Genomic DNA, 15,940 nt, shown 5'->3' with positions numbered 1-15,940 from the left:
ATGACCACCTATCTCGACGCAGACACTCTCCCGATTCGAAACACCGGCGCGATCCGCCTCTACAATGCGGAGGCCTTCGAGGGGATGAGGAAAGCTTGCCAGCTGACGGCGCGCTGTCTCGACGGGCTGGTGGACCTGGTCAAACCGGGGGTGACGACCGCCGAGCTGGACGATTATGTCTTCCGCTTCGCGATGGATGCCGATGCCATTCCGGCGACCCTTCACTATCGCGGCTATCGCTACTCCAGCTGCACCTCGATCAATCACGTCGTTTGCCACGGCATGCCCAACGACAAGCCGCTGCGCGAGGGCGACATCGTCAACATCGACGTCACGCTGATCGTCGACGGCTACTATGGCGACTCCTCGCGCATGTACCCCGTCGGCAAGCTCAAGCGGGCGGCCGAGCGGCTGTGCGAAGTGACCTATCAGTCGCTCCTCCTGGGCATCGAGGCGGTCAGACCGGGCGGCCATATGGGCGATATCGGCGCCGCCATTCAGGAATACGCCGAGGGCGAGCGCTGCTCCGTCGTTCGCGACTTCTGCGGCCACGGCGTCGGCCGCCTGTTCCACGACGCGCCCAACGTCCTTCACTATGGCCGCCGCGGCGAGGGCATCGAGATGCGCCCCGGAATGATCTTCACCATCGAGCCGATGATCAATATCGGGCGCCCGCACGTGAAGATCCTCAACGACGGCTGGACGGCGGTGACGCGCGACCGCAGCCTTTCGGCGCAGTATGAGCACACGGTGGGCGTCACCGAGACGGGCTGCGAGGTCTTCACCCTGTCGCCGAAGGGGCTCGACATGCCGGGTTTTCCGGCCGGGAGCGGCGCGGCCGAGTGAGGCGCCATGGCCGGGTTTGGCGATTCAAGCGGCCCAGGCGGCAGCGATCCAAAGCAGGAGCGACCCTCCCGCCAGCGGGAAGCGCGCCCTCCGAAGCACTATGACGGGCACCGCGACCGTCTGCGCGAACGCTTCGCCGAAGGCGGCAGCGAGGCTCTAGCCGATTACGAGCTTCTGGAACTCGTTCTGTTTCGCTCCATCCCGCGGCGCGACGTCAAGCCCATCGCCAAGGCGCTGCTCCAGCGCTTCAAGACGCTTCCCGAGGTCCTCGGCGCGCCCGTGCATCTCATGACGGAGGTGGAGGGCGTCGGCGAGGCGACGGCGCTGGACCTCAAGATTGTCGCCGCGCTCAACCAGCGCTCGCTGCGCTCGGAACTCAAGGCGCGAGAGGTCCTCTCCTCCTGGTCCTCTGTCCTGGAATATTGCCGGGCCGCCATGGCCTTCGAGGACCGCGAGCAATTCCGCATTCTCTTCCTCGACAAGAAGAACGCCCTCATCGCCGACGAGGTCCAGCAGGTGGGCACCATCGACCACACGCCGGTCTATCCCCGCGAAGTGGTCAAACGTGCCCTGGAGCTTTCGGCAACCGCGTTGATCCTGGTCCACAACCACCCGTCGGGCGACCCAACGCCGTCGCGCGCCGATATCGACATGACCAAGACGATCATCGACACGGCGGCGCCGCTCGGCATCAAGGTCCATGATCACGTCATCGTCGGCAGCCATGGCCAGGTTAGCTTCAAGGGGTTGAAGCTGATCTGAACGGCGGCAGAAGCAGTGTCGCTCGGACGCTACTGCAGCAGCCCACCGTCGCGCACGAGACGCACCTCTCGAGGCGCGATCAGGCGATGATGCATGATGCGGACGGAATGGATCATCGCCTCTATCTCGCGCTCCCAATGATCAAGAAAGCGTTTGAGGCGAGGATAATCCGGCGATAGGTCCTCGAACTGCCAGTGAAACGTCTGGAGCAGCGATGGATGATCCGGCATCCGGTAGAGAACTTCGGCCGTCGTCAGGCCGAATCCCGCCAGCATTTGCTTGAAATCAGAGTCGATGACGATTGGCATTCGATACTCCTTCTTTCAGTTTTCCGGTAGAAGACTGAACGCGCCATCATCGTGCGCGCCAATGCTTGACGCAAGCTTGCGCCACTGCCTTCAGATTACCGGTGCTGAAAAAAGAAGCGTCAGGCCGATCGCGCGGTCGAAGCCGCGCTGTCCCGCAGCGCCCGCCCGCGCAGGGCAGAGATGACGCCGGCCAAAACCGCGACCGCGATCTCGGGCGGGTTCGCCGCGCCGATATCGAGGCCGATGGGAGCATCGATGCGCGCGAGCAAATTCTCGGCAATACCGGCCACTCCCAGACGCTCGATGCGGCGGCCATGGGTCTTTCGGCTTCCGAGCGCGCCCACATAGAAGCAGCCGACGGAAAGCGCGGCCATCAAGGGGGCGTCATCGATCTTCGGATCATGAGTCAGGGCGGCGAGCGCCGTGTAGCTATCGAGCGGGCGCTGCTCCAACACCGCATCCGGCCAATCGGCATGAACCACGACGCCGGGAAAACGCTCGGGGCTGGCAAAGGCGGTGCGCGGATCGATGATCTCGACATCCAGTCCGGCGATGGCGGCCATCGGCGCAAGAGCCTGGCTGATATGGACGGCGCCGATCAGAACGAGCCGAGGCGACGGCAGATAGGGATTGACGAAGAGGCTTTCCGAGCCGCTTTCGACGAGTTTCGACTTCCCGGTGCGCAGGCTCTCGGCGATCGGCCCAGCAAGACCGTCGCCCGCGACCTCCGCTTCTTTGACCAGCCGGCGCGCGCCCGTGGCAAGGTCTGTCACCAGAGCGGCGGCGCGGCGCGCAGCGCGCTCATGATTGAGAGCCGCCAGCAGGGCGTCGTCCCCCTCGCCCACGGCGCCGACATGGACCCGAATGCGCCCGCCGCACGACAGGCCGACGCGCCAGGCGGTTTCATCGGCGACGCCGAACTCCAGGAGCCGCGGCTCACCGGACGCGATGACGTCCAGCGCCTCCGTCACCACCGCGCCCTCAACACACCCGCCGGATACCGAGCCCTCGAAGGAGCCCTCGGCATCGATGACGAGATGGCTGCCGGCGGGACGCGGCGCCGAGCCCCATGTCTCGATCACCGTGGCCAAGGCCAGGGAGCGCCGCTGCTCAGCCCATTCCGCCGCCGTGCGTAGGGCGTCGAGCCGAGGGGAAAGGGTCTGGGGCTCGCTCATCAGCTTCCGAGGGATCTGTAACGACGACCGAGATAAAGAAGCGAGGCATCGTCACCGCCGGTTCGCACACCGATCACCTCGCCGAAAAGCACGTTGTGGGTCGCGACCTTGGTGCGCTCGCGCAGGCGGCAATCGAAGCTCGCGAGCGCACCTTCGAGAATGGGCGCGCCGCTGCCGAGCCGTGTCCAGCGGGCCGTGGCGAAGCGCTCTTCCGTGGACAGCCGGCCCTCGCCCGCGAAAGCCCGCGCCACCGGCTCCTGCTCCGCGCCCAGTACATTCAGAGCGAAGACCTCGTTCTCGACGAAGCGCTCGTTAAGAGGGCCTTGCGCGTTGAGGCAGACCAGAATGATCGGCGGATCGTCCGAGACGGAGCAAACCGACGTCGCCGTCACGCCGCGCGGGCCGGCGGGCCCGTCCGTGGTGACGATATTGACCGACGCCGCGAAGCGCGCCATCGCCTGACGAAAGCGCGCGGCATCGACGCCGCCGTTCACCGGCAGCATGCCCTCCTCGCCGCTTTCAGGGTTCGAATGCTGGTTCATTCCTATCCATCGCCGCTTCGGCATGGCTCAGACATAGGGCATCTTTCGCCTGTTCGCACCCGGCCCCCGCGACGAAAGCGCTCGCCAAGCCTGGAATAGGTAAACAGCATTGCCATATCTTCAACCGGTTGCTAAGGAAACTGCCCGGTCCCAGGCGTTCCCGCGCCTTGTTCTGCCTTTTGTCCCGTCGTCAATCAGGCCGCCATGGCTCCGGTCATCCAAGTCAGCAATGTCACATGCCGGTTCGGTGGCTTCATTGCCGTCGACAACTGCTCCCTGTCGGTGGAGAAGGGTTCGATCACCGGTCTGATCGGCCCGAACGGAGCCGGTAAATCGACGCTGTTCAACATGATCGCCGGCAATCTTGCGCCGACGTCGGGACGGATCGATCTCGACGGCCAGGACGTCACCGGGCTGCGGCCTCACCAACTGTTCCATCGCGGATTGGCGCGCACCTTCCAGATCGCGCACGAATTCACCCATCTGACGGTTCTCGAGAACCTGATGATGGTGCCGGCCCGCCAGACGGGGGAATCCCTCCTCTCCACCTGGGTTCGCGGCGGGCGCGTGCGCCAAGAGGAAGCGGCGATCCGCGACAAGGCGGAGGACGTGGCGCAGTTCCTCAAGATCTGGCATCTGCGCAACGAACCGGCGGGAGTGCTGTCAGGCGGGCAAAAGAAGCTTCTGGAGCTCGGCCGCACCATGATGGCCGACCCATCGGTCGTTCTGCTCGACGAGATCGCGGCCGGCGTCAACCGAACGCTCCTGAAGGACCTCGCCTCCGATATCGAGCGTCTGAACCAGGAACGCGGCTACACCTTCTTCGTCATCGAGCACGACATGGACCTGATCGGGCGCCTTTGCGACCCGGTGATCGTCATGGCTGCAGGGCGCGTCATGACCAAAGGAACGCTGGCAGAGATCAAGGCCGACCCCGCCGTCATCGAGGCCTATTTCGGCGGCTCGCCCACCGGCGACGCCACCACCAACGGCGCGGGAGCGCATGCATGAGCCTGATCAGCCTTTCCCAGGTCGAGGCGGGCTATGGCGGCGCCAGCATTCTGAACGGCGTCGATCTTGAGCTCAACGCCGGCGAGATCGGCGTCATCGTCGGGCCGAACGGCGCCGGCAAATCGACCATGCTGAAGGCGATGTTCGGCCTGGTGAAGATTTCCCAGGGCACGGTCATCTTCGACGGCGAGGACATCACCAATCTCGCCCCGGAAAATCTCAGCCGTCGCGGCATCGCCTTCGTCCCGCAGGAGAACAACGTTTTCCGCACGCTGACGGTGCATGAGAATCTCGAGATGGGCGCCTATGTGCGCCGGGACGACTATTCGGCGCTGCTGGATCGGGTCTACGACATCTTTCCGCCGCTCAAGGCCAAGCGCAACCAGCCGGCAGGCGAGCTCTCGGGCGGCCAGCGCCAGATGGTGGCGGTCGGGCGGGCGCTGATGATCGAGCCGCGCCTGATCCTGCTCGACGAGCCAACGGCGGGCCTTTCCCCTCTGTTCATGAGCGAAATCTTCGATCGGATCCTCGCCATCAACGCCACCGGCGTCACCGTGGCCATGGTCGAGCAGAACGCCCGTCAGGCGCTCGCCATCGCCCACAAGGGATTTGTGCTGGCGCAGGGGCGCAACCGCTTCACCGACAGCGGCAGCGCGCTGCTCGCCGATCCGGAAGTCGCCAAGAGCTTTCTCGGCGGTTGAGCCCCCCATGAGCATCCTGAACCGAAACCCGAAAAGATCAGAGTCAAAGCGTTGAACGAACTTATCTTCTTCGTCAACAAGGGCCTGGTCGGCGGCCTCGTCATCGGCTCGATCTACGCGCTGGGCGCCGTCGGTGTCACCCTGATCTTCGGCATTCTGCGCTTCGCCCATTTCGCCCATGGCGACGTGATGACCGCCGGCGCCTTCTTCGCCTATGCGCTGGCCGCGCTGCTGACGGCGTTCGGCTTCTCCGCGCCGCTTCCCCTGGCGATCCTTCTCCTGCCGGTCGTGATGGCGGCGACCGCCGTGTTCGCCATCGGCATCGACCGCGTCTTCTATGAGCCGCTGCGGGCGCGCGGCGCGCGGCCGGTGGTGCTGGTCATGGCCTCCATCGGCGTCACCCTGATGCTCCAGGGGCTGATCCGCCTCATCGGCGGAACGGGGGCGCGCGATATGTATCTCAATGCGCCGAAGGCGATCTACCGCATTCCGACCGGTTTCCGGGATATCGTCATCACGCAGCCGCAAGTGATCCTCATCGCCCTCACCATCGCCTCGGTGGTGGCGCTCCATCTCTTCCTCACGCGATCCCGTCTCGGCAAGGCCATGCGCGCCGTTTCGGACAATCCCGACCTCGCGCGCGTCACCGGCATCTCGCTGAAGACCGTGACCAAGGCGACCTGGATCATCGGCGGCAGCCTAGCGGCGCTCGCCGGCACCATGCTGGCCATGGACGTCACGCTGAAGCCTGACCTCGCCTACAACATTCTGCTGCCGATCTTCGCCGCCACGATTCTGGGCGGTATCGGCCAACCCTATGGCGCGGTGGCGGGAGGCTATCTGGTCGGCCTCTCCGAGACCCTCGCCGTCTTCAACTTCTCCGTTTTGCTGCGCCCGCTGCAGCCGATTCTGCCGGCCTCCTGGGAGATTCCCGCCAATCTCTCCTTCGTTCCGACGGAATACCGGCTCGTCGTGCCGTTCTTCATCCTGGTGGTGGTGCTGATCTACCGGCCCACGGGCATCTTCAAGGGAAGGGTTTTCTGACGATGGCCGCCTCCCGCCCCCTGGAAGCGCCGGCAACCTCGCCGCGCCGCGATCTTCTGGTCTTCGCCACCCTCGCCGCGCTCATCCTCGTCGTCTTCATCGCGCAGGGATCCGCCTACGGCACCCGCATGATGGTCGAGGCGGCAGCCTATGCCATCATCGCCATCGGCCTCAACGTGCAGTGGGGCTACGCCGGGCTCTTCAATGTCGGACTTATGGGCTTCATCGCGGCGGGCGCCTTCGCCTCGATGTTCGTCACCTATCCGGTGAACGATGCCTTCTGGGCTTCCGAGGGAGCCGGACTTCTCGGCCACGCCCTTTTGGCGCTGGCTCTGGCGGTGGTCGTCGTCTGGCTCATTTCGCAGAGCTGGCGGATCGGCCTGCCGCGCGGACTTTCACAGGCGCTGACCGTGGTCGCGGGTGCCATCGCCTATCTCTGGGTGGTGGGCGTGTTCGACCCGGCGACGGTCGCCATCGAGCGTGACGCCGGCTTCATCGGCGGGCTCGGCCTGCCGGTCTTCGCTGGCTGGGCCGCTGCCGGATTGGTGGCGGGCATCATCGCCTGGTTCGTCGGGCGCATCTGCCTCGGTCTGCCGGGCGACTATCTCGCGATCGCCACGCTCGGCATCGCGCAGATCATCAAGACATTCCTCAAGAACGCCGACTGGCTGACGCGCGGCACGCTGACCGTCTCGCCCCTGCCCTGGCCGGTGCCGGGAGCGAGCGACATCGGATTCCTCTGGGCCAGAGGCCTCTATCTTTCGATCACCGCGATCATCCTGCTCCTCGTCTATCTGCTGATGGAGCGCGCCTACCGCGCGCCGTGGGGGCGCATGATGCGCGCCATCCGGGACAATGAGCAGGCGGCGGCCTCCATGGGCAAGGACGTCACCGGACGCCGGCTGGAGATCTTCATCGTCGGCTGCGTGCTTGTGGGCATCGGCGGCGCCATCCTGGTCCACTTCACCTCGATCTTCGACCCGTCCGGGTTCATCGACCTCAACCACTCGTTCCTGATCTGGGTGATGGTCATTCTCGGCGGCGCGGGGAACAATCGCGGCGCGATCTTCGGCGCGGTGTTCGTCTATATCGTCTGGGCGATGTCCGAACCGGCGGCGCTCGGCCTTTTCCATCTTGCCAGGGACTGGGGGCAAAGCCTGTTCGGCTGGCAGCCGCCTGTCGATCTCGACGCGCGCGCTTTACAGATGCGCGTCTTCGTCATCGGCCTCACCATCGCGCTGGTTCTGCGCTATGCGCCGTCTGGTGTGCTCCCCGAGCGGCGGGTGAGCGGCAGGGGGCGCTGACGCGCCCGAAGCGATCCGCTATTTATCGATGAGGAATCGCGCATCGAGAAGAGTCGGTCGTCGCGCACCTGCACTTTCTCGCTCGGCGAGGAGCGGGCAGAAAGCGCCCGGCAAGGAACGCGCCCCACGGTCCGCACGAAGGCCGGCTGGCTCGCCGCTTTCGCAGCCTTTTCCGCCGATCCGGTATTCCACTGAGATGACTTGAGGCAGCAGGGCGGAGCATCGCTCGACGCCAGAACCGCTTTGGTTCAGATCTGCTCGGAGACGACCAGCATCACGGCTGATCGGGGGTTTGACTGGCTGGCACCACAGCCAGCCGGCCAAGCTCGCGGGGCGCCACAATTGGCGCCGCATCGACGCGAGCCTTCGCTTGAAACGTCTCGGCAATCGGAAAAACAGACCTTCGCCCGTTTTCCCGCCCGAGGCCCAATGCGATTGCCTTAGCGGCTGTTGGCCCGCTTGGGCCTGGGAAGGAGCCCCTCACGCTGCGCCTGCTTGCGCGCCAGCTTGCGCGCGCGGCGGACAGCCTCCTGCTTCTCGCGGGTACGCCGCTCGGAGGGCTTCTCATAGGCGCGACGCGCCTTCATTTCGCGAAACACGCCTTCGCGCTGCAATTTCTTCTTCAGGACGCGAAGCGCCTGGTCAACGTTGTTGTCTCTTACGAGGACCTGCAATTGATCTCCTCACTGGCGCTCGTCGTGGAGCGACCTTCACTGATTGATACGGGGAACCGCGTTTTCAGCGGGAATGCGCCCGCATCCACTTCGGTTGCGAAGCGAGCGTCTGGTGCCCGCCTCGCCGGCTTGAAAACCCTCAGGCGGCGATTGCCGCCACTCGTCAGGAGACGAGTGCGAGCTTGTCAGCTGCCTGCTTGCCCGAGCGGCGGTCCGCCACAAGCTCGTAGGAAACCCGCTGGCCGTCGCGCAGCTCGGTCAGTCCGGCGCGTTCGACAGCGCTGATATGAACGAAGGCGTCGGCACCGCCGTCATCAGGCGCGATGAAGCCGAAGCCTTTCTGAGAATTGAACCATTTCACGGTTCCAGTGGTCATGAAGAGCCTCTCAAGGATAGTTAGAAACGCCCCGCGAAGTGACGGGGCGCCGGCATCGAGTTTCAGCTAGAGATTAGAACAAGGCAGAACGAGCTGCACAAAGCCCAAATCCGGGCGTCGGTCGATCCCCTCCATATGGTCTGTTCTGCGCGCGAATGCAACCGCAGTGCTCATCATCTCCACCAAAGAGCGTGGATTGGAGACAATAAAGCGAGACGAGCCCCGGCCGAATGGTCGGGGCTCAAGACCTGTCAGGTTTGGGGAACGGCTTACTTGGCCGGGCCGATCACCTCGATCTTGCCGTCCTTGTAGGTGATCTCGTTGTAGGAACCCGGAACGTCGCCATTGGCATCGAATTCCAGAGAGCCGGAGGCGCCCTCATAGTTGATGTCGGTTCCGGCATCGATGAGCTTCTTCGCCTTCTCCCATTCGCCGGGAAGAATCGTCTCTCCGGGTGCGCTCGTCACTTCCCGCAAGGCAGCCGAAAGCCCCTCGCGCTTGCCGCCGGTCTTTTCAAGCGCCAGCATGACGGAGAAGGCGGCATCGTAGCTGGTGGCGGCGTAGACGGCGCCGGGGTCGAAGCCGGCCGCCTTTGCCGCCTCGGCGAAGATGGGCGTGCCCGGCGTGTCGGTGCTGCCCGGATGAGTCAGGATCAGCTTGACGCCACCCTCTGGCACGGCGGCGGAGCCGGGGCCAACCATGCCGTCGCCGCCGACGATGGTGTCGAAGTCGCCCGCTTCCAGCGCCTGCTGGACGATGCGCCCGCCCGAACCGTCGACATAGGCGAGAACCGCGAGCGTCGTCGCTCCGGTCGAGGCGAGCGAGCCGAGCTCGGCGCGATAGTCGGCCTTGCCGTCCTCATGAGCCTCGGACGCCACGACCTTGCCGCCCTCGGCCTCGAAGGCCGCCTTGAACGCCTCGGCAAAGCCCTTGCCGTAGTCGTTGTTCACGTAGGTCACGGCGATCTCTTCGATGCCGTTCTTCTTGACGACGCGCGCCAGCACCTCGCCCTGATAGGCGTCGGAGGCGGCGGTGCGGAAGACGAGATCCTTGTCGTCCAGCGAGGTGACGGCCGGAGAGGTCGAGGCCGGCGAAACCATGACGACGCCGGCGGGAATTGCCGAGCTGTTGGCCGCGGCGATGGTGGCGCCGGAGCAGAGTGCACCGACGATCGCGGCAACGCCATCCGAATTGATGACACGATCGGCCACGCTCGAGGCCTTCGCCGCGTCGATGCAGCCGGTGTCGCCGACGTCGAGCGAAACCTTGGCGCCGTCCATCATGCCGCCCGCCTGATTGACCTGGTCGACGGCAAGCTGCGAGCCGGCGCGGATGGCCGGCGCCATGCTCTCGATCGGTCCGGTGATGCCGCCGATGAAGCCGAGCTTCAGCTCTTCTGCACTGGCGCTCCCCGCCAGCAAGGCGCTTGCCGCGCACGCGGCCAAACACGCGGTCTTCAGTCTCATAGGCATCACGGATCTTCCCTGTTGGTCCGGCAGGCAACCTGCTCTTTATGGATCGGGCAACTTTGCCGAGGCGCCCCCGGTGGGTCAAGCGAACCAGGCACGCGGCGGCGACGACCTCGCCCTTGTGCGCACTTATATTCCTTGGCGAGGCGGGTTAGAACGCTGCCATGGCCCACCCTCGCCTTCCCCTCCCCGCCCTGGCCGCGCTCGGCATTATCCTTGCGGCCGCTGCGCCGACAGCACCCGCCATGGCCGCATCCGTCACGGTTGGGGTCGCCGCACCCCTTTCCGGCCCGTCCGCCGTGCTGGGAGAGCAGGTTCTGGACGGCGCCAAGGCCGCGGCCAGCCGCCTCTCCGACGGCGGCGACAGCATCACGATCACCTCCGCTGACACGGAATGTTCGGCCGAAGGGGGACGAAATGCCGCACAGGCACTGGCCTCCCAAAAGGTTGTCGCGGTGATCGGATTTCTGTGCACCGAATCGATCGAGGCCGCCCTGCCGGTGCTCGAGGAAGCGGCCATCCCGACGCTCGATGTCGGAGTGCGGGCAAACGGGATCACGGACAAGAGAGAGAAGACCGGCCACCTCGTCTGGCGGCTGGCGCCCCGCGCAGACCGGCAGGCCGAGGCGCTTGCCGACGTTCTGTCCAAGCGCTGGCGCGACACGCCCTTTGGCCTCGTCGATGACGGCACGATCTATCACCGTGGCCTTTCCGACGCGGTGCGCCTTCGTCTGGAAACGATGGGCATGAAGCCGGCGACCATCGACACGTTCCGCCCGGCCGAGGAAAAGCAGTTCGGTCTCGTACGGCGCCTTCAACGTACGGGCGTTACCAACTTCCTCATCGCGGGCGATCGGCCGGATGTCGCGATCATCGCGCGCGACGCCTCGTCCCTCGGTCTCGATCTGACCATCGTCGGCGGCGAATCGCTTTTCGACGAGCCGAGCGTCGATGCGCCGCTGCCGACCGGCGTCACCGCCATTGGCCCCCAGATCGGGTTTCCTGATCTGGCCGCGCCCGACAGCGTCGAGGCGGAAGGCCATTTTGGCCTGTCCTATGCGGCGGTCGAGATCGCCGCGCAGGTGGCGGAAACCGGAGAATCTATTGAGCAAGCCCTGAACGGCACCGCCTTCTCGACAAGCCTCGGCACGGTTCGTTTCTCCGCCAACGGCGACAGTGACCTCGATCTAACCCGCATCTATCGCTGGGACGGGTCACGCTTCGTCCTGGAAGAGGAGAACTGAGCGATGGCGGCCTGGCGAATCGGCCATCGCAACCTTCTGACGGACGTCGCGGGCCTTCGCGTCGGCAACGCCGAGGATGAGCGGTTGAAAAGCGGCGTCACGGCCGTCCTCTGCGACGAACCCGCGGTGGCTTCCGTAATGGTACTCGGCGGCGCGCCGGGCACACGCGAAACGGACCTTCTAGCGCCCGAGAACACGGTGGAGCGGATCGACGCTCTCGTACTTTCCGGAGGATCGGCCTTCGGTCTCGACGCGGCCTCCGGCGTCCAGGCCGTGCTGCGCGAGGCGGGGCGCGGCTTCAAGGTCGGCGACGTCGCGGTGCCGATCGTGCCGGCGGCGATCCTCTTCGATCTTCTGAACGGTGGCGACAAGAGTTGGGGTCGCTTCCCGCCCTATCGCAAACTCGGTGCCATGGCGGCCGAGCGGGCCGGTGTGGATTTCGCGATCGGCAGCGTCGGAGCCGGCACCGGCGCCTTGACCGCCAAGGTCAAGGGCGGCCTCGGCTCGGCGTCGTTCACGCTTGAATCGGGCGTCACGGTCGCGGCGCTCGTCGCCGTCAATGCGGTGGGATCGCCGCTCGTCGGCGACACGCGCCATTTCTGGGCGGCGCCCTTCGAGGCGGACGCCGAATATGGCGGTCTGGGGCTGCCGCACCCCCTGCCCGGCGACGCCTCAATGCCGCGCACCAAGTTCTCCGCCGCGCCCGGCGGCAACACCACCATCGCCGTAATCGCCACGGATGCCATCCTCGACAAGGCGGGCGCGCGCCGCCTCGCGGTGGCTGCCCATGACGGGTTTGCCCGCGCGCTCTGGCCGGCCCACACCGACATGGATGGCGACTTGGTCTTTTCGCTTGCGACCGGAGGGAGCGGGCAAAGAGCCGACGGACCTCAGCGGATCGAGCTGGCAGCGGCCGCGAGCGCGGCCATGGCGCGGGCCATCGCACGCGGTGTGTTTGCCGCCGAGGCCCGCCCAGGCGACCGGTTGCCGGCGTGGAAGGATCTTCGCTGACGGCCCTCACATTCGTTGAGGTGCCGCGCGCGCTTTGCTACATCGACGACACGCCCTCGTCGCACGATCCCAGGAAGCGCCATGATCCCCCGCTATTCCCGCCCCGAGATGACCGCCGTCTGGTCGCCGGAGACGAAGTTTCGCATCTGGTTCGAGATCGAGGCCCACGCCTGCGACGCCCTGGCCGAGCTTGGCGTGATCCCGAAGGAGGCGGCGCGCACGATCTGGGAGAAGGGCGGCAACGCCACCTTCGACATCGCGCGGATCGATGAGATCGAACGCGAGACGAAGCACGACGTCATCGCCTTTCTGACCCATCTTTCCGAGATCGTCGGGCCGGACGCGCGCTTTGTTCACCAGGGCATGACGTCGTCGGACGTGCTCGACACCTGCTTCAACGTGCAGTTGACCAAGGCGGCGGACATCCTGCTCGCCGATCTCGACGCGCTGCTCCAGGCGCTGGAGCGCCGCGCCTTCGAGCATAAGGACACCGTGACCATCGGCCGGTCCCACGGCATCCATGCCGAGCCGACGACATTCGGCGTCAAGCTCGCCGGCTTCCACGCCGAGTTCCAGCGCTCGCGCCAGCGTCTCGTCGCCGCACGGGAAGAGATCGCCACCTGCGCCATCTCGGGGGCCGTCGGCACCTTCGCCAACATCGAGCCGGCGGTGGAAGAACATGTCGCCAAGGCGATGGACCTCGCGCCCGAGCCGGTGTCGACGCAGGTCATACCGCGCGACCGCCATGCCATGTTCTTCGCCACGCTCGGCGTCATCGCCTCGTCCATCGAGCGCCTGGCGATCGAGGTGCGCCATCTCCAGCGCACCGAGGTTCTGGAGGCGGAGGAGTATTTCTCGCCGGGCCAGAAGGGCTCCTCGGCCATGCCCCACAAGCGCAACCCGGTGCTCACAGAGAACCTGACAGGCCTCGCGCGCATGGTGCGCTCGTACGCGCTGCCGGCCATGGAGAACGTCGCCCTCTGGCACGAGCGGGACATCTCCCATTCATCCGTCGAGCGCTACATCGGCCCGGATGCGACGGCAACGCTCGATTTCGCGCTGGCGCGGCTGACGAGCGTCGTCGACAAGCTCGTCGTCTATCCCGAGCACATGCAGGCCAATCTCGACAAGTTCAAAGGACTCGTCCACTCCCAGCGCGTGCTGCTGGCGCTGACGCAGGCCGGCGTCAGCCGCGAGGATGCCTATCGCCTGGTACAGCGCAACGCCATGAAGGTTTGGCAGGAAGGCAAGGATTTCCTTGAGGAACTGCTCGCCGACAAGGACGTGACCGCGGCGCTCGGCGAGGACGAGATCCGCGAGAAGTTCGACCTCGGCTACCACACCAAGCACGTCGACACGATCTTCAAGCGCGTCTTCGGCCGGTCGGCCTAACGCTTTGCCGGCTTAGCTGCCCTGAGGAGAGGCGACTGCGCCGCCAAAAAGGAAGGCGGAGCCACCCTCGGGACGTGCGTAAGCATCGACGCGGTCGAGCAGCTCGGCGATGCCCTCGGCCGGCAGGGGATAACCGAAGATGAACCCCTGGATCGCCCAGACGTTCGGCTGCTTCTGGAGGTAGGAGAGCTGGCCGAGCGTCTCCACTCCTTCGACCACGATGTCGAGTCCCAAAGACGCGATGAAGCGGATAGCGCCGTCCAGAAGGGCGCGGGCGCGGGCATCGCTTTCGATGGCACTGACGAAGCTGCGGTCGATCTTGACCTTGTCGATGGGCAGATCGACGATCCGGCCAAGATTGGAATAGCCCGTGCCGAAGTCGTCGAGAGAGAGGCGGATGCCCTGTTCCTTCAGGCGGCGGAGGCTTTCCAAAGAACGGCCCTCGTAGGGTACCAGCGTATCCTCGGTGATCTCGATCTCGAGGCGGGTCAGCGGGAAGTTCGCCGCCGCGCAGACCCGCTCGATCATCTGGACGAGATCGGCGCGCAGAAGCTGGCCCGGAGAAAGATTGACGGCGAGGATCACATCGTCCGGCCAGTCGGCAGCGGTGCGGCAGGCCAGCGCGAAGGTGTAGTCGGTGACAAGGTTCATGAGCCCCGCCTCCTCCGCCACCGGGAGAAACTTCGCCGGGGAGATCGCGCCGCGCTGAGGATCGTTCCACCGGGCCAGAGCCTCACACGCCAGGACACGCTCTCCACACGGGTCGAAAATTGGCTGGAAAGCCAGGGTCACGTCACCCCGTTCCAGGGCGGTGCGAAGATCGGTTTCGATGGCCAGCCGTTCCGCCTCCATGGTCGCCATCTGAGTGGAGAACATCCGGTGCTGCCCCGGTCCGTCCCTTTTGGCATGGAGGAGCGCGGTGTCGGCCCGTTGCGTCAGGCTGGCGGCGTCTGCCGCGTCACGCGGAAACAGCGCCGTTCCGACGCAGCAGTCAACGACCACCGAGAGGCCATGGAGATGGACCGGTTGCGCAAGCGCCTTGAGAACCCGCTGAGCGAAAGCATTCGCTCCGGCAGCGGAGGCGGCGAACCTCTGGAGGATCAAAAACTCGTCACCGGCAAAGCGCGAGATAACGGCCTCGTCCTTGAACTCGGCCACCAGGCGGGCGCCCACCTCACTTAGCAGCCTGTCTCCGGCCGCATGGCCGAGCGAATCGTTGATGTGCTTGAAGCGATCGATATCGATGAAGTGGAGAGCGAACGGCTCGCCCCCGGACGCGATGGACCTCGCCACGATGTCACTCATGGCGGAGCGATTTGGCAGACCGGTCATGGGATCGGTTTCGGCCAACATCCTGGATTTGCGCACCGCCGCCAGTGTCGAGAAGAACATCGCGTTCATCTTCGCCGACGTCCTCAGGATCGACGCGACCAGGAACGAGAAGAAGAAGCAGAGCGCTCCGTAGGCCAGCTCCTCCTTCAGCACCAGCGCCAGGATGATCGGCGGGGCCGCGACGGCCAACTGGATGCGAACAACTGTAGTATTGGCGAAGTTGCGCCCCTGGATACCAATGAGATAGCCGACGCAGACGCCGAAGGAGAGAAGCTCGGCGACCGGACTTCTGGATGACCAGAAGACGACGAGCGTCCAGCAGCTCATGGCGAAAACCTGGGTCGTGCTGGACACCGTATAGATGCGGATCCAGCGGCGCGCGGCGTGGCCGATCCCGAGCCTCCTGCGTCGCTGAAACGTCGCCATACAGGCAAGACGCAGCATCGTGACGAAGAGAAGCGCGGCGACGGCCCACCAGACAGAGCGCGTACGAGCTTCGATGCCGGAGAGGATCGCGGCGGCCATCACGCAAGACAAGCCGAGCGCGAACCAGATCGGGTCCCCGAAAAGGGACCTGAGCACAATCTCCTCGTCCGTCTCTGCCGCTGTCTCGGTCGCTTCCTCTTGTTCCATTTGTCAGCTTATCGTTTCATTTTGCCGACGAGGATAGGAGCCCCCCGATAACGAGACATTAAAACGCCCGTTTAAAGCGCGCCTTTCGTTAAAATTCCCGCTGGACGGGATTGATG

At 65.3% G+C, this 15,940-nt stretch carries 16 protein-coding genes; 9 read left to right on the top strand and 7 right to left on the bottom strand.

The genetic code is table 11. The features are described from left to right. Both map and radC read left to right on the top strand, forming a co-directional pair. The gene (gene map, locus B5D38_RS00250) at positions 1–846 is read left to right on the top strand and encodes a type I methionyl aminopeptidase (RefSeq protein WP_078706385.1); all 846 of its coding nucleotides are present in this window, start codon (positions 1–3) and stop codon (positions 844–846) included. A gap of 6 nt (positions 847–852) precedes the next feature. Further along, positions 853–1,608, top strand: coding sequence for a RadC family protein (gene radC / locus B5D38_RS00245; RefSeq protein ID WP_078706384.1), 756 nt, complete (start codon positions 853–855; stop codon positions 1,606–1,608). A 29-nt stretch (positions 1,609–1,637) separates the two neighbouring features. Here radC and B5D38_RS00240 read toward each other — a convergent pair whose 3' ends face one another. The 3 genes from B5D38_RS00240 to B5D38_RS00230 all read right to left on the bottom strand — a co-directional run bounded on the left by B5D38_RS00240 (position 1,638) and on the right by B5D38_RS00230 (position 3,633). Beyond that, the gene (locus B5D38_RS00240; protein WP_078706383.1) at positions 1,638–1,916 is read right to left on the bottom strand and encodes an usg protein; all 279 of its coding nucleotides are present in this window, start codon (positions 1,914–1,916) and stop codon (positions 1,638–1,640) included. A gap of 119 nt (positions 1,917–2,035) precedes the next feature. Beyond that, the gene (locus tag B5D38_RS00235; protein WP_078706382.1) at positions 2,036–3,091 is read right to left on the bottom strand and encodes an XdhC family protein; all 1,056 of its coding nucleotides are present in this window, start codon (positions 3,089–3,091) and stop codon (positions 2,036–2,038) included. After that, positions 3,091–3,633, bottom strand: coding sequence for a flavin reductase (locus tag B5D38_RS00230; protein WP_342587336.1), 543 nt, complete (start codon positions 3,631–3,633; stop codon positions 3,091–3,093). The genes B5D38_RS00235 and B5D38_RS00230 overlap by 1 nt, the downstream gene beginning before the upstream one ends. Before the next feature lie 204 nt (positions 3,634–3,837). On the opposite strand from B5D38_RS00230, the gene B5D38_RS00225 reads away from it, so the two are divergent. Genes B5D38_RS00225 through B5D38_RS00210 form a run of 4 tightly spaced genes read left to right on the top strand, consistent with a single transcriptional unit; the run spans position 3,838 to position 7,693 of the window. Then, on the top strand, positions 3,838–4,644 hold the full coding sequence (locus B5D38_RS00225; RefSeq protein ID WP_078706381.1) for an ABC transporter ATP-binding protein: 807 nt from the start codon (positions 3,838–3,840) through the stop codon (positions 4,642–4,644). After that, positions 4,641–5,345: an ABC transporter ATP-binding protein gene (locus tag B5D38_RS00220; RefSeq protein ID WP_078706380.1), complete on the top strand. Its 705-nt coding sequence runs from the start codon at positions 4,641–4,643 to the stop codon at positions 5,343–5,345. Before B5D38_RS00225 ends, B5D38_RS00220 begins: the two co-directional genes overlap by 4 nt. Positions 5,346–5,396: 51 nt before the next feature. Beyond that, on the top strand, positions 5,397–6,389 hold the full coding sequence (locus B5D38_RS00215) for a branched-chain amino acid ABC transporter permease (RefSeq protein WP_078706379.1): 993 nt from the start codon (positions 5,397–5,399) through the stop codon (positions 6,387–6,389). A gap of 2 nt (positions 6,390–6,391) precedes the next feature. Next, the gene (locus tag B5D38_RS00210; RefSeq protein WP_078706378.1) at positions 6,392–7,693 is read left to right on the top strand and encodes a branched-chain amino acid ABC transporter permease; all 1,302 of its coding nucleotides are present in this window, start codon (positions 6,392–6,394) and stop codon (positions 7,691–7,693) included. 440 nt (positions 7,694–8,133) lie between these two features. Here the strand turns inward: B5D38_RS00210 and rpsU are convergent, their stop codons facing one another. From rpsU to B5D38_RS00195, 3 genes are all read right to left on the bottom strand, one after another. After that, positions 8,134–8,367 (bottom strand): 30S ribosomal protein S21, encoded by a 234-nt coding sequence (gene rpsU, locus B5D38_RS00205; protein ID WP_078706377.1) that lies wholly within the window; start codon positions 8,365–8,367, stop codon positions 8,134–8,136. A gap of 163 nt (positions 8,368–8,530) precedes the next feature. Further along, on the bottom strand, positions 8,531–8,743 hold the full coding sequence (locus B5D38_RS00200) for a cold-shock protein (protein WP_078706376.1): 213 nt from the start codon (positions 8,741–8,743) through the stop codon (positions 8,531–8,533). A 269-nt stretch (positions 8,744–9,012) separates the two neighbouring features. Further along, positions 9,013–10,215, bottom strand: a complete 1,203-nt coding sequence (locus tag B5D38_RS00195) for an ABC transporter substrate-binding protein (protein WP_207552861.1) — start codon at positions 10,213–10,215, stop codon at positions 9,013–9,015. A 161-nt stretch (positions 10,216–10,376) separates the two neighbouring features. Here B5D38_RS00195 and B5D38_RS00190 point away from each other — a divergent pair, with 161 nt between their 5' ends. The 3 genes from B5D38_RS00190 (at position 10,377) to purB (ending at position 13,859) form a co-directional block, all read left to right on the top strand. Next, complete coding sequence (locus B5D38_RS00190) at positions 10,377–11,456, top strand: branched-chain amino acid ABC transporter substrate-binding protein (protein ID WP_078706374.1); 1,080 nt, start codon at positions 10,377–10,379, stop codon at positions 11,454–11,456. A 3-nt stretch (positions 11,457–11,459) separates the two neighbouring features. After that, the gene (locus B5D38_RS00185) at positions 11,460–12,467 is read left to right on the top strand and encodes a P1 family peptidase (RefSeq protein ID WP_078706373.1); all 1,008 of its coding nucleotides are present in this window, start codon (positions 11,460–11,462) and stop codon (positions 12,465–12,467) included. Between the two features lie 81 nt (positions 12,468–12,548). After that, on the top strand, positions 12,549–13,859 hold the full coding sequence (purB, locus tag B5D38_RS00180) for an adenylosuccinate lyase (protein WP_078706372.1): 1,311 nt from the start codon (positions 12,549–12,551) through the stop codon (positions 13,857–13,859). A 12-nt stretch (positions 13,860–13,871) separates the two neighbouring features. On the opposite strand, the gene B5D38_RS00175 is transcribed toward purB, so the two are convergent. Then, positions 13,872–15,824 (bottom strand): putative bifunctional diguanylate cyclase/phosphodiesterase, encoded by a 1,953-nt coding sequence (locus B5D38_RS00175; protein WP_078706371.1) that lies wholly within the window; start codon positions 15,822–15,824, stop codon positions 13,872–13,874. Positions 15,825–15,940: the final 116 nt, after the last annotated feature.

The organism is Consotaella salsifontis (genome assembly GCF_900167365.1).
In the GTDB taxonomy this organism is placed as follows: domain Bacteria; phylum Pseudomonadota; class Alphaproteobacteria; order Rhizobiales; family Rhizobiaceae; genus Consotaella; species Consotaella salsifontis.
This window is presented reverse-complemented; position numbering and strand designations above follow the sequence as displayed.